12 protein-coding genes are annotated in these 12,840 nt (G+C 66.6%); 9 read left to right on the top strand and 3 right to left on the bottom strand.

All coding sequences use genetic code 11. The features are described from left to right. Positions 1-67: 67 nt before the first annotated feature. Together AC5RUH_RS02420 and AC5RUH_RS02415 are read left to right on the top strand one after the other, a co-directional pair. A complete protein-coding gene (locus tag AC5RUH_RS02420; protein WP_494024713.1) occupies positions 68-1,285 on the top strand; it encodes an MFS transporter in 1,218 nt (405 codons plus the stop codon). Positions 1,286-1,425: 140 nt separating this feature from the next. Further along, positions 1,426-1,710 (top strand): DUF1540 domain-containing protein, encoded by a 285-nt coding sequence (locus AC5RUH_RS02415; RefSeq protein WP_494002346.1) that lies wholly within the window; start codon positions 1,426-1,428, stop codon positions 1,708-1,710. Here the strand turns inward: AC5RUH_RS02415 and AC5RUH_RS02410 are convergent. Further along, on the bottom strand, positions 1,691-2,671 hold the full coding sequence (locus AC5RUH_RS02410; RefSeq protein ID WP_494024714.1) for an ornithine cyclodeaminase family protein: 981 nt from the start codon (positions 2,669-2,671) through the stop codon (positions 1,691-1,693). The genes AC5RUH_RS02415 and AC5RUH_RS02410 overlap by 20 nt on opposite strands. Before the next feature lie 341 nt (positions 2,672-3,012). On the opposite strand from AC5RUH_RS02410, the gene AC5RUH_RS02405 reads away from it, so the two are divergent. Both AC5RUH_RS02405 and AC5RUH_RS02400 read left to right on the top strand, forming a co-directional pair. Continuing rightward, positions 3,013-4,911, top strand: coding sequence for an FAD-binding monooxygenase (locus AC5RUH_RS02405; protein WP_494127833.1), 1,899 nt, complete (start codon positions 3,013-3,015; stop codon positions 4,909-4,911). A gap of 116 nt (positions 4,912-5,027) precedes the next feature. Next, complete coding sequence (locus AC5RUH_RS02400) at positions 5,028-5,600, top strand: CueP family metal-binding protein (protein ID WP_494127832.1); 573 nt, start codon at positions 5,028-5,030, stop codon at positions 5,598-5,600. 167 nt (positions 5,601-5,767) lie between these two features. Here AC5RUH_RS02400 and AC5RUH_RS02395 read toward each other — a convergent pair whose 3' ends face one another. Beyond that, positions 5,768-6,673, bottom strand: coding sequence for a LysR family transcriptional regulator (locus AC5RUH_RS02395; protein WP_494127831.1), 906 nt, complete (start codon positions 6,671-6,673; stop codon positions 5,768-5,770). Positions 6,674-6,829: 156 nt separating this feature from the next. Between AC5RUH_RS02395 and AC5RUH_RS02390 the strand changes: the two genes are divergently transcribed. The 4 genes from AC5RUH_RS02390 to AC5RUH_RS02375 all read left to right on the top strand — a co-directional run bounded on the left by AC5RUH_RS02390 (position 6,830) and on the right by AC5RUH_RS02375 (position 11,372). Next, positions 6,830-8,461: an amidohydrolase gene (locus tag AC5RUH_RS02390; protein ID WP_494127830.1), complete on the top strand. Its 1,632-nt coding sequence runs from the start codon at positions 6,830-6,832 to the stop codon at positions 8,459-8,461. A gap of 65 nt (positions 8,462-8,526) precedes the next feature. Continuing rightward, positions 8,527-9,504 (top strand): ABC transporter substrate-binding protein, encoded by a 978-nt coding sequence (locus AC5RUH_RS02385; protein ID WP_494127829.1) that lies wholly within the window; start codon positions 8,527-8,529, stop codon positions 9,502-9,504. Positions 9,505-9,513: 9 nt separating this feature from the next. Beyond that, a complete protein-coding gene (locus AC5RUH_RS02380) occupies positions 9,514-10,500 on the top strand; it encodes an amino acid ABC transporter permease (protein WP_494024444.1) in 987 nt (328 codons plus the stop codon). Further along, positions 10,497-11,372: an amino acid ABC transporter ATP-binding protein gene (locus AC5RUH_RS02375; protein WP_494024445.1), complete on the top strand. Its 876-nt coding sequence runs from the start codon at positions 10,497-10,499 to the stop codon at positions 11,370-11,372. The genes AC5RUH_RS02380 and AC5RUH_RS02375 overlap by 4 nt, the downstream gene beginning before the upstream one ends. Positions 11,373-11,469: 97 nt before the next feature. Here the strand turns inward: AC5RUH_RS02375 and AC5RUH_RS02370 are convergent, their stop codons facing one another. Continuing rightward, entirely contained in the window at positions 11,470-12,141 is a 672-nt protein-coding gene (locus AC5RUH_RS02370; RefSeq protein WP_494127828.1) for a DNA alkylation repair protein, read from the bottom strand. 559 nt (positions 12,142-12,700) lie between these two features. Here AC5RUH_RS02370 and AC5RUH_RS02365 point away from each other — a divergent pair. Beyond that, positions 12,701-12,835 carry a hypothetical protein gene (locus AC5RUH_RS02365; RefSeq protein WP_494002157.1) on the top strand — a complete coding sequence of 45 codons (135 nt, stop codon included), beginning with the start codon at positions 12,701-12,703 and terminating at the stop codon, positions 12,833-12,835. Positions 12,836-12,840: the final 5 nt, after the last annotated feature.

Genomic DNA, 12,840 nt, shown 5'->3' with positions numbered 1-12,840 from the left:
GACTGCTGGTCTGCCCGGAACGCTGGGACAACGAGGACCGGCCCAGGCAGGCTAGGAGGCCGTCCGCGTGCAGGAGAAGCTGTGGAGCAGAAATTTCGTGCTGGCCATCGGCGCGAATCTGTTCATCTACATCGTCTTCTACCTGCTGATGACGTCCATGGCGCTCTACGCGGCCCAGCGGTTCCTGGCCTCCGACGCCGGGGCAGGCTTTGCGTCCAGCGCCTTCATTTTGGGGGCGCTCGTCTCGCGGTTCTTTGCCGGGCCGCTGATCGACAACGCGGGACGGCGGCGGATGCTGCTGATCAGCCTGGCCGCCTTCGTCGCGGCGTCCCTCTTGTACATCCCGGCGGACTCCCTCACCTCGTTGGTGGTCCTGCGGCTGGCCCACGGTGTGGCTTTCGGCCTCGCCAACACCGCCGTCACGGCCGGTGCGCAGGCGCTGATTCCGCCCGCCCGCCGCAGCGAAGGCACCGGCTACTTCGCCGTTTCCACCACGCTGGCCACCGCCCTCGGGCCGCTGCTGGCGGTGGTGCTGGTTGTTGACGGCAGTTACGAGGTCGCGTTCCTCTTTTGTGCGGCCTGTTCCGTCGCGGCGTTGGCGGTGACCCTGATCCTGAAACTGCCGGAAGCGCCGGCGGCGCCGACCGCCGTCGTCAATCAGCGCGGTCCGGGCGGCGAGCAGGCAAAGGAGCGCCGGACGCCCGCGGTCCTGCTCGGAAAGGTTTTCGCGCCCGAGGTCCTGCCGATCACCACCGTGCTGCTGGTGAGCGGGCTGGCGTTTTCCGGCATCCTCTCGTTCCTCACCTCGTATACCGCTGCCGCGGGTGCAGCGGATGCTGCGGCGCTGTTCTTTATGGTGTTTGCCGGCGCGGTGCTGGTGTCGCGGGTGACCACCGGCAGGGTCCAAGACCGCCGCGGCGACAATGTGGTGCTGTATCCCGCGCTGGTGCTGTTCGCCGCCGGCCTGGCGCTGCTGGCGCTCGGGCCGGACACCTGGATAGTCGTCGCCTCCGCGGTGCTCAGCGGACTCGGGTTCGGGACCCTGCTGCCCGGAACTCAGGCCATTACCGTCCGGCTGGTTGCGGAGCGGAGGTTCGGCACCGCCCTGGCCACCTACTACCTGATGCTGGACATCGGCACCGGCTTCGGCCCGGTGCTGCTGGGCCTGCTGGTGCCGCTGACCGGCTTCGACGGAATGTACGGCTGGCTTGGCCTGCTCATGCTCGCCTGCATCCTGCTGTACTACGTGGTGCACGGCCGGACGGCCAGCCGCGCGGCCGCCTGAGTCCCAGGCTCGGCGCCTCTTGCCGCGACGGCAATTACCTCACAGTCTTATGCCTTTTTGATCGGCCGCATCGCGCCTACCGTAGTTAATGGAGCCGCCCAACCCGGGGCGGTCCCGGGATGGAAGGAAGTGCCATGACTGTGACTTCACACGTTAGCGACTGCTCAGTGACCAACTGTTCCTTCAACGATCACAGCGAATGCAATGCGGCCGCCATCACCGTGGCCGGCGGCGAGAACCATGCCGCCTGTGCCACCTTTATCGACACCGGAGTGCACGGCGGGCTTCCCAAGGTGCTGGCCAGCGTCGGCGCCTGCCAGCGGACCGAGTGCACCCACAACGACCACCTCATGTGCCAGGCGCCCGAAGTTCACGTGGGTCCCGGCGCGGACAACGCGGACTGCCTCACGTACGCGCACCGGTAACGCGCGGCCCGCCCTCTTCATAGACCACAGCCGCCGTCACCAGGTCCTCCCAGGCCATGCCGACGCCGGTGTAGAGGCAGCACGTGCGCGGGCGCCGGACCAGCTTGCCCTGCACCAGGTCACGCAGGTTCGGCGGCTGGATCTGCTGCCATTCCTCCACGCTGCGGGCCGGGATCAGGTCCCCGCTCTCCCGCCAGGACGAAGCCCGGCCTTCCACCACCACGTCGCTGCGCAACACCAGCGCCGCGTCGACCTCCCGGGCGTCCAAGCCGTGCTGCCCAACCGACGCGATGATCGCCCCGTCCTTGGGCAGCCTGCCATCGAACAGCGGCTCCGGCGAGGATGTCACGCAAAGTACGACGTCGGCGCCCGCCACGGCAGCGTCCGGCGCACCGGTTGCGTCGGCCACCTCTATTCCCTCCGCGGCCAGCACGGCGATCAGGTTCGAGATGCGTTGCGGACGCTGGCCGACGACCGCGAAGCCCGCGTTCGGAAATACGGACCTGGCGGCGCGGATGTGGTTCAGCGCTTGTATCCCCGCGCCGAAGACCAGCACCTGCGGGGCATCCCCAAAGCCCTCGCCGTCCGGTGCCGCCGCCGCAATGTTCTTCACGGCCGCCAAGGTTGTCGCCGGAGTGCGGATGGCCGTGAGCTCCGCGCCGTCCATCGTCGCCAGCGGGGCCAGCGTCTCGGCGTCGAACAAGACGTAGATGCCCTGGATCTTCTCCAGCCCGCGGGCCGGATTCTTCGGCGCGATTGTCGCCACCTTCACCCCGCTGTAGCGGCCGGCGCCCTCGGTCGGCATCAGCAGAAACTCCCCGTCCGGCGCGGGGCTGAACAACCGGGGACTGTCCAATTCCGGATCCACGCCGGACAGCAGCCCCTCCTCGATGGCGCGCACCGCGCGACTGAACGGAACAGCGGCACGCACGGCATCGGCGTCGTAATAAGGGATGGTCACAGAAAGTCCTCTCGCAGCATCTGGAGTCGTTGCTGGCCGGATTCTACGGCCAACATCCGCCGGTTACAGTTTTCGTGACCCCCATCACTTCACGCAGGGCAACCCCGCGTGCGGCGACAGCGCGATTCCGCCCTTCCGTCCCCGCAACACCCAAGTCAGGCGGCTAGAGAGGGCCACGCCGCCGGACCCGGAGGATCACCCGCTGACAGCGGCGTTACTTGTTAGCTGCGTCATGTTTGCCGTACAGTATCTGCAACCGAACGGTTATTCAGTTATAGAACCCGGTGTTCAAATATAGAACACTGGCGACGGCCGCAGATGCAATAGAAGTGAGGACACCCGTGCAGTTTCACCACCACGGTTACGTATCCGGAGACCCGCGCGTCAAGCCGGCAGCCGGCGTAGGCATCGACCGCCCCGAGGAGCTTCCCGACGAGGTCGACGTGCTCATCGTGGGCTCGGGTCCCGCCGGCATGCTCGCGGCCGCGCAGCTGGCCCAGTTCCCGAACATCACCACGCGGCTGGTGGAGCGCCGGGAGGGACGGCTGGTCCTCGGCCAGGCCGACGGCATCCAGGCCCGCAGCGTGGAGACCTTCCAGGCTTTCGGCTTCGCCGAGCGCATCACCGCCGAGGCGTTCTGGCTCACCGAGATGAACTTCTGGCGCCCGGGCACCGAGAATCCCAAGCACATTGTCCGCGGCGGCCGCGCGGTCGACGACGAGATGGGCATCAGCGAGTTCCCACACCTGATCGTCAACCAGGCGCGCGTGCTCGACTACTTCGCCGAGGTCGCGGCCAACTCGCCCACCCGCCTGACGCCGGATTACGGCTGGGAGTTCAAGACCCTCGAGGTTGCCGACGAGGGCGACTACCCGGTGAAGGTGACGCTGATCCGCAGCGCAGGCCCGGACGCCGGCTCGGAGCGCATCGTCAACGCCAAGTACGTGGTGGGTTGCGACGGCGCCCGCAGTAAGGTCCGCGCCGCGATCGGCAGCACCCTGGCCGGCGACAGCGCCAATCATGCCTGGGGCGTCATGGACGTGCTGGCCCAGACCGACTTCCCGGACATCCGCACCAAGTGCGCCATCCAGTCGCACGACGGCGGGTCCATCCTGCTGATCCCGCGTGAGGGCGGCTACCTGTTCCGCATGTACGTGGACCTCGGCGTGGTGCCCGACGACGACAACGGCAAGATCCGCCAGACCTCGATCGAGCAGATCATCGCCAAGGCCAACGAGATCATGACGCCGTACACGGTGGACGTGCGCAGCGTCGCCTGGCACAGCGTGTACGAGGTGGGCCACCGCCTTACCGACCGGTTCGACGACCTGCTGCCCGAGGACGTCGGCACCCGCACGCCGCGCGTCTTCATCACCGGCGACGCCTGCCACACGCACAGCGCCAAGGCCGGCCAGGGCATGAACGTCTCCATGCAGGACGGTTTCAACATCGCCTGGAAGCTGGGACACGTGCTGGAGGGCCGCAGCCCGGAGAGCCTGCTCTCCACCTACTCCGCGGAGCGCCAGGTGGTGGCGAAGGACCTCATCGACTTCGACAAGGAATGGTCGACGATGATGGCCAAGAAGCCCGAGGAGTTCGCCGATCCCACGGAGCTCGAGGACTTCTACGTCCGCACCGCCGAATTCCCGGCCGGCTTCATGACCGAGTACGCCCAGTCAATCCTGACCGGCGCGCGCAGCCACCAGGACCTGGCCACCGGCTTCCCCGTCGGCAAGCGCTTCAAGTCCGCCAAGGTCTCCCGCGTCTGCGACACCAACCCGCTGCACCTGGGCCACCTGGCCGAGGCCGACGGGCGCTGGCGCATATATGTCTTCGCCGACCAGGCGCAGGCCGGCGAGTCCGCGGCCGTGGCCAACCTGTCCGAGTGGCTGGTGACCGCACCGGATTCCCCGCTCGCCGCCCGGCCGGAGGGCGCCGACCTCGACGCCTGGTTCGATGTGAAGGTGATCTACCAGCAGCATCACGAGGAGGTGGACATCAACGCCGTGCCCGCCGTGTTCAAGCCCGAGGTGGGCCCGTTCCAGCTGACCAACCTCGAAAAGGTCTTCGGCACCGCCAAGGATGAGGACATCTTCGAAGCCCGCGGCATCTCCCGCGACGGCGCCATCGTGGTGGTCCGGCCGGACCAGTACGTGGCGAACGTGCTGCCGCTGTCCGCGACCGCGGAGCTGGCCGAGTTCTTCGCGCCCCTGCTGAAGGCCCGCGAGCCGCAGCACTGATTCACCCTTCATGAGGACGACGGCGGCGCACAAGTGCCGTCGTCGTCCTTTTCTTGCGGACAGATCACCACCGTAGGCCCCGCGTTGCCCACGGTGCGGGGATGAGGAGATGGGATATGAAACGGGCCGTTATCGCCGCGGCTGCGCTTGGCCTGGTGCTGACTGCCTGCGCGCCAGCCCAGGGGACTACCTCCGCGGGGGAGGCCACGGACGCCGAATTCCTCGCTGGCTTCGGGCTCGACGATATGGACGCGGTTGGCATCATCGACCACCTCGACCGGCTGGACACTGCCGAGCGGCCCACCGACTTGATGGCATCTGTCCGGCAGGGCGATCTACTGCTCACCGACGGCCACAACGAGGTAACGCTGGACCTGCCGGAGGACAGTTCCTACATCTCAGTCGCCCCGTACCTGAACCAGACCCATGACTGCTTTTACCATAGTCTGACAACCTGCCTTGGCGAACTGGGCAACAAGGACATGAGCGTCAAGATCACTGACGACACCACCGGGGAGACGCTGGTGGATGAGCAGCTTGAAACCTTCAGCAACGGTTTCGCAGGGTTCTGGGTTCCCGGCGACATCCACGGCACCATCGAAGTGAGTTACGACGGGCACACCGGCTCGGCCGATTTCTCGACGACCGATGACAGCGCCACCTGCATCACGGATCTCCGGCTGACCTAAGGACGCTCGGATTTTGCCGCCTCGCGCCGGTAGCAAGCGTTGGCCTGCCTGCTGGCCAGTTCGTTGGCCCAGATGGGCGCGTACGGGACGCGCAGTTCGGGGTTCAGCGCCCCAGCCGGCGCTGACCGCCACCGGATCAGCGGGGGTGGTCCCCGGGTCCCCACGCCTCAACTCTCCGGCTGCAACAGGTTCTCGCAACACCCGACTAGTTCCCCGACGAGGTCCGCGGGTGCGTCCTCGGCCGACAACGCCATGAGCTTCCGGGAAAGCTGCAGCTCGGGCACCTGCACGGCCGTCAGTCCGCTTGGCCGTGCGCCCATCGCCAGTTGCGGCACCATAGCTGCCCCATGGCCGGCGGCGACCAACCGCAGCGTCGCGTGGAAGTCGTCACTGGAAGCCACGATACGCGGGTGCAGGCCGGCGTTGGCCAGCACTGCGTCCACTACGTTCGCGTCGCTGGAACCGCGCAGGTGGATGATCCAAGGCATCGCGCCCAGCGCATTGACGTCCATCCGCTGGTCTTCCCGGTAGCCCGCCGCGGTGGGAATAACGACGCGGAACGGGTCCTCCCCCAGCCAATGCCGGGTCACCCCCTGGGGCAGGACCAGCCCGGATTCGCCCACCTGGTACACAAGGGCCGCATCCAGCTCCCCACCGACTCGAACTCCCGGCACGACGGCGCTCGGTTCCCCGATAGAAATTTTCAATTGCGCACCCAGCTCCCGCCACTGCACTGATTCCAGGACGTCCCCCAAGATGAACGTCGCGGCCGAGGGGAATGCCCCGATGCGCAACTCGCGCACCGCATCTCCGCTGGCGGCGGCCCCCGCGGCCAACAACCCGTCGACGTCGCGCAACAGCTTTAGCGCATGTTGGCCCACTGCATGCGCGGCCTGCGTGGGCTGCACGCTGCGTGCGCTGCGCACGAACAACCGCGTGCCCATGTCCTTCTCCAGTGCCGACATCTGCTGGGACACCGCCGAGGCCGTGTATCCCAGCCGATTGCCGGCCGCCGTGAAGGAACCGAGCCGTAGCACTTCCACGAGGGTGCGCAGGTGGATCAGGTTGAGCATTAGCGTTCCTTGAACTGAGTTCGTCGAATCACCGCTGTGTTGTACGTCATAGTTTGCTACATCGTCGCCTAGAGTGTTGCGAACGGGACGAAGAAGTTCCGCAAGACACGCTTGGGCATGCCGCTTTCGGCGCTAGCATGCCGCGAAGGATTAGAAATGCTTGAGCAACGCCTCTACGTCAATGCCACGTTCTACACCCAATGGGCCGGGCTTCCCCGGGCCACCGCGCTGCTGACCCGGGGCGAACGCATCCTCGCCATCGGCACACCCGAGGAAATGCGCACCCACGCCACCGGTACATACGAAACCATCGACCTCGGTGGCACCACAGTGGTTCCGGGCCTGACCGACGCCCATATCCACACCGCGAACTACGCCCGCGAAATTGCCGCCCTGGACCTTCGCGGCGCCACCAGCCTCGAGGACGCCCTGGACAGGGTGAGGAACTACGCGGAGGCGCTGCCGGCATCGGCCTGGGTCTTCGGCGGACGCTGGGACTTCAACGCCTGGGATGTGCCGGTGCAACCGGACCGCAAGGCGCTGGATGCGGCCACAGGTGGCAGGCCCGCCGCATTGCCAAGCATCGATGGGCACACGGTTTGGGCCAACACCTCGGCATTGGCGGCCGTCGGCATCGACGCCTCCACGCCGGATCCGGTGGGTGGTGAAATCGTCCGCGATGGCGACGGCCATCCCACCGGCATCCTGCGCGAGACGGCCCATGCCCAGCTGAGCGACATCATGCACAGCGCCGAGGCCGGGGACCTCGAGGCACAGCTTGCCGAGGCCCAGCACCGCCTGCTAGCCGTCGGGCTCACCGGCATCCACGACTTCGATGGCGAGGACTGCCTGCATGCATACCGGTCTCTGCGCGAGAGCGGCAACCTCCATTTGCGCGTACATAAGGCGATCCCGCGCATCGCCTTGGACCAAGCGATCGACGAAGGGCGGGCCACCGGCAACGGCGACGCCTGGCTGAGCACCGGTCCGGTGAAGCTTTTTTCCGACGGCGCCTTGGGTTCCCACACCTGTCACATGACCCAGCCCTTCCCCGGCGAGGACGGGAACGCTGGCATCGAGGTCATCCCCTATCTCGACCTGCTCGCACTGGTTCGCCGGGCCGCCGGCGCCGGAATCGCGGTCGCTACTCACGCCATCGGGGACCGCGCCAACCAGCTGGTGCTGGATGCCTATCAGGACCTGGTCCGCAACCCGCTCGATGCCTCCCCCAACATCACGGGCCACACCGAACGAGCAGCCAGCCGATTGCGGCATCGGATCGAACACACGCAGCATTTACGCCCCGCGGACGTGCAACGCGTGGCGCGCCTCGGCGTCGTTCCCTCCATGCAGCCCACCCACTGCACGTCCGACATCCCGCTGGCCTCCACCCTGCTCGTTGGCCGCGAACTGGCCTCTTACGCGTGGCGCTCGCTGATCGACGCCGGCGCACTTCCCGCCTTCGGCTCCGACGCGCCCGTGGAATTGCCCGACCCTTTACACGGGATTCATGCCGCCGCGACCCGGCAGAACCGTGACAACGATCCCGTCGGCGGCTGGCAGCCCGGCGAGCGGGTGAGCGTCGCCGAGGCGATCGCCGGCTACACCACCGGCGCCGCGCATGCCTCCGGCGAAGAGGCTACCAAGGGCCGGCTGCGCCCAGGAATGCTGGCCGACTTCACGGCCCTCGGGGCCGACCCCTACGCCGTCGGTCCCGCCGAGCTACGCGACATTCCGGTCATGGCTACCGCCGTTGGGGGATCCCTCCGGTACCGGAGGGACCTGTAACCGCTCCGCCCGCTACACACCTCCAGCACACAATCCGTTCCAACCATCCGCACCAAGGAGACCGCATGAACATCACCCGAGTCCGTACCCTCCGCTCCGGCGTCATGGCATCCGCTGCGTTGCTGGCACTGCTGGCCACGACGGCCTGCGGCGGGCAGTCACTCTCCTCCACCGAGGGCAACGCCGCCGGCAACGAGGACACCTCCTTTAGCGCCGCACCGGCACCCGATGAGGACCTGGCCAAGTCCGTCATCGACGGCATCACACCGAACGCCGATTTGACCGCCGGCCTGCCCGAGTCGATCAAGACCGAGGGCATCAAAATGACCACCTCCGAGGGTTACCCGCCCATGGAACTGCTCGCCGAGGACGGCAAGACACTGATCGGGGTGGACCCCTCCCTCGGCCGGGCGATCGCGAACAAGCTCGGCGTCAAAATCACCATCAACAACGAGGACTTCAACGCGCAGATCCCGGGCATCACCACCGGGCGCTACGACATCATCATGTCCTCCATGACCGACAACGAAGAGCGGCGCAAGACCGTCACATTCGTGGACTATGTCCAGGCCGGCAACGGCTGGGTCGTCAAGAAGGGCAATCCCGCCGGCATGGGTGACCCGTCGACGGCCTGTGGCAAGACTGTGGCCGTCGTGGACAACGGCTCCTCGCTCGCCCTCGCGGAGGGCTTTGACAAGGACTGCAAGGCCGCCGGGAAAGACGGACTGGAGATCCTGAAGTTCTCCGGCGACCAGGACGCCATCCTGCAGGTGCGCAACGACCGCGCCGACGCGGGGATCAACGACTACCCCGTCGCCGCCTACCGCGCGCAGACCTCCGAGGGCGTCCTGGAAGCCGTGGCCATCGAAGGCGATGAAAGCGTCTGGGGCATCGCGATGAAGCAGGATAACAAGGAACTGATCGACGCGGTGCAAAAGGCCCTGCAGGAGCTGATCGACGACGGCAGCTATGGGAAGATCCTCGCCGCTTGGAACGTCCAGCAGATGGCGATCGACACTGCCACAATCAACGACGGAAAATAGGGGGCGCAGATGAGCCAAGCGCTCCGACGCAGCAATCGGCCCAGGCAGCTGAGCGGGCCCGACGGCACCGCCGTGACCGTGGTCCCGCTCCGCCATCCCGAGCGGTGGATTCTGGGGACGCTGGCCGTGGTGGTCTTCGCCTGGCTGGCCTTCACGCTGGCCACCAACCCCAACATCCGCTGGGGCAAGGTCGCCGAGTACCTCTTCTTCCCCAAGATTATCGACGGGATCTGGGTCACCCTGATGATCTCCGTGCTCGCCACGGTGCTCGGGCTGGTCCTCGGCGTCTTGCTGGCAGTCATGAAGCTCTCGCACAACCCAGTGCTGAACTGGCTATCCACGCTGTACATCTGGTTCTTCCGCGGCACCCCCGTGCTCGTGCAGCTGATCTTCTGGTACAACCTGGCCTTCCTGTTCCCGTCGCTGATCATCCAGGTCCCGTTCACCAACATCGGCTATATGTGGAACACCAATGACGTGATGACCGGGTTCAACGCGGCGTTGCTCGGGCTAGGGCTGAACCTTGCGGCGTACTTCGCTGAAACGGTGCGCGCCGGCATCCAGGCCGTCGACGCCGGCCAAAGCGAGGCCGCGTATGCGCTCGGCATGACCCCGGGCAAGCGGATGCGGAAGATCGTGCTGCCGCAGGCGCTGCGCATCATCATCCCGCCCACCGGCAACGAGTTCATCTCCATGCTTAAGACCACGTCGCTGGTGTACGTCGTCGCGGGCAACGACCTGATGACCAACGCCAGTCAGATCTACAAGCAGAACAACCTGATCATGGAACTGCTGATCGTTGCCTCGCTCTGGTACATGGTCATGACCGCCATCGCAACCTTTTTTCAGTCCAAGCTCGAGGCCCGTTTCGGAGCCGACGCCGTGCGTCTGGTCCGCAGGCCGGGCTTCCTGCTCAAGACCGTTACAGCCAAGAGAACGACGGCGGAACCGCGCGCGGCGGATGATGTCGCCACGGCCGGAAAGGATCTCCCATGACTACCGAACCCAACAGCCTTTCCGCCTCCCCTGCACCTCGCGCCGGCGAACCTGTCTCCGCGTCATCCCCCGCGACGGCCGCCGGCGGTACCGCCTCCACGGCTCGGGCGCACAAGCTGCATGTGGAATCCCACGGCGTCACCAAGTCCTTCGGCGCCCACCAGGTACTCACCGGCGTGGACTTCACGGTTGCCGCCGGCGAGGTCAGCTGCATCGTCGGGCCCTCCGGCTCGGGCAAGTCCACCTTCCTGCGCTGCCTGAATGCGCTGGAGGCGTACGACGACGGCACGCTGCTGGTCCACGGGCGGCACGTCGGGTACGAGTATCGGAATGGACGCTACTACGAGTGGACCCCCAAGCAGTTCGCCGCGTTCCGCTCGCGCATAGGCATGGTCTTCCAGCGTTTCAACCTCTTCGGGCACCTGACTGCCGAGGAAAACGTCGCCTGCGCGCTGACCGAGGTCCGAGGCGTCTCCAAGTCCGCCGCCCGCACCCGGGCACTGCATGAACTGGCGAAGGTGGGCCTGGCCGACCATTCGCAGAAACGCCCGCACCAGCTTTCCGGCGGACAGCAACAGCGCGTGGCGATTGCGCGCGCTCTGGCCATGGACCCCGAAATCATGCTCTTCGACGAACCCACTTCCGCACTGGATCCGGAGTTGGTCGAGGAAGTCCTTGAGGCGATGAAGGCACTCGCCCGTGCAGGCATGACCATGGTGGTGGTCACCCACGAGATGGGCTTCGCACGTGAGGTTGCCGATACCGTTCATTTCTTCGATGCCGGGACCATCGTCGAATCCGGCGCGCCGGCTGATGTGCTCGCCAACCCGCAGATGGAGAGGACGAAGGCGTTCTTGGCGAAGGTGCTGTAGACGCCTGCGGTTGACCTTCGAGTCGCCGTCGCCGCCTAAGATCCGCTGAGGGGGCGGCTCCGGTGCGGGTCTTCGCAACGGCGCCGCTAACGAGCGCTCAGGCTTTGGCCTGCCGGCTCACCATCTCGTTGATCCAGGCAGGCGCATACGGGGACGTGCAGTTCGGCGGCGTCGGGTAGTCCTTGAGCACCCCGAGGCGTTCGCCGATGTTGATCGCGCGGGCGCGGTGCTCGGCGTGGTCGATGCCGATCTGGGCGAGGGTGTGGTTCATGGCCCACTGGAGGCGGTCCGGCGCGTCCTTCATCTCGGCCTCGACGGTGTCCAGCAGTCCCTCGAGGTCCAGGCCCTCGGGCTTTTTCGCCACCCGTTCGGTGGTCAGCGCCCACCCGGCGCTGGCGACCACCGGATCCGCGTCGCCGGTCCAGGCCACGCGGAGCTCCTCGGCGTGCGGGCTCTTCTTGACCACGTAGTTCACCAGCCAGTCGTGCACCTTGGGGGCGCGCGCCTCGCGCAGCATGGCGTCCAGGTCGTCGCGTCCGAAATCCTTCGGCCGGCAGATCAGCAGGGCCAGCAGCCGGGCTGCAGTGTTGCCCGTGGCCCACAGCCCGCGCGCCAAATCCTGCTGGGTCTTCAACCGCTTGGCGACAGCGCGCAGCTTGCCGAGGTTAACGCCGTGGTCGTCGCCGCGCTTCTCGTTCGCCTCGCGCACCTTCGGGTCCTCAAGCGCGGCCAGCTCGGCCATCACCTCTGTTACCGTCGTCTCGGACATCCACCCTCCCGGTTACTCACGTCTGAGATCCAGCGTACTGGTGTTTGAATCACGGGCGCTCTGGCGCTCCAAGCCTCAGGGCTCCGGTACTCCACGCCTCGCGGGGCTCTGGCGCTTCAAGCCCCTGTGCCCTGGTGTTCCACGCCTCAGCGCTCTGGCGCTCCAACCCGCAGGCCCGGCAGTTTCACCTCTCGCGGCGCCCACCATGCCCCAATGCCGAAGCACCCGCGTCGAAACGGGCCCATATCCGACAGGGCTACGACATTATCGGCCCGTTTCGCCGTTTTCGGCCGCTTTCGGCGGTATCGGCCGCTTTCGGCGTTTCCGGCGGCCGTCGATGGGACCAGGACTCAGGACGGCCCCGCGACAGCGCATCCCCCACCGTCGTCCTCGACCGCAGCCGGACTGCCGCCCCATTCCCGCCGTCGTGCCACAACGTGCACCGCCGACGGCCACCGGAGCACCTGCCTGACGCGCGATGGCGTATGGTCAGGAGTACGGAGCACGTCTGTGCTCCCGTTAAGGCGCAGCATTCTTTGCTGGCGCCAAGGAGGCACTCATGGCCGACAAATCTCCCCGACAGACCGCATCGAAGAAATCGGGCAAGTCCATCAAGGAAAAGCGCAGCGACAAGAAGGCCAAGGCCGCCGGCGCCGCAGCCTCGGAGACCCTGACCACTATCAAGAAGCGCTGAGGCTT

The organism is Arthrobacter sp. Y3223166 (genome assembly GCF_059090935.1).
Note: the sequence above shows the minus strand (reverse complement) of the source record. Positions and strands in the feature narration are given on the sequence as shown.

What these genes read in the sequence shown, in the direction of transcription:
- AC5RUH_RS02375 (WP_494024445.1), top strand. Translation starts at nt 10,497, where the DNA reads ATGACTACCGAACCCAACAGCCTTTCCGCCTCCCCTGCACCTCGCGCC.
- AC5RUH_RS02365 (WP_494002157.1), top strand. Translation starts at nt 12,701, where the DNA reads ATGGCCGACAAATCTCCCCGACAGACCGCATCGAAGAAATCGGGCAAG.
- AC5RUH_RS02390 (WP_494127830.1), top strand. Translation starts at nt 6,830, where the DNA reads ATGCTTGAGCAACGCCTCTACGTCAATGCCACGTTCTACACCCAATGG.
- AC5RUH_RS02400 (WP_494127832.1), top strand. Translation starts at nt 5,028, where the DNA reads ATGAAACGGGCCGTTATCGCCGCGGCTGCGCTTGGCCTGGTGCTGACT.
- AC5RUH_RS02395 (WP_494127831.1), bottom strand. Translation starts at nt 6,673, where the DNA reads ATGCTCAACCTGATCCACCTGCGCACCCTCGTGGAAGTGCTACGGCTC.
- AC5RUH_RS02380 (WP_494024444.1), top strand. Translation starts at nt 9,514, where the DNA reads ATGAGCCAAGCGCTCCGACGCAGCAATCGGCCCAGGCAGCTGAGCGGG.
- AC5RUH_RS02370 (WP_494127828.1), bottom strand. Translation starts at nt 12,141, where the DNA reads ATGTCCGAGACGACGGTAACAGAGGTGATGGCCGAGCTGGCCGCGCTT.
- AC5RUH_RS02385 (WP_494127829.1), top strand. Translation starts at nt 8,527, where the DNA reads ATGAACATCACCCGAGTCCGTACCCTCCGCTCCGGCGTCATGGCATCC.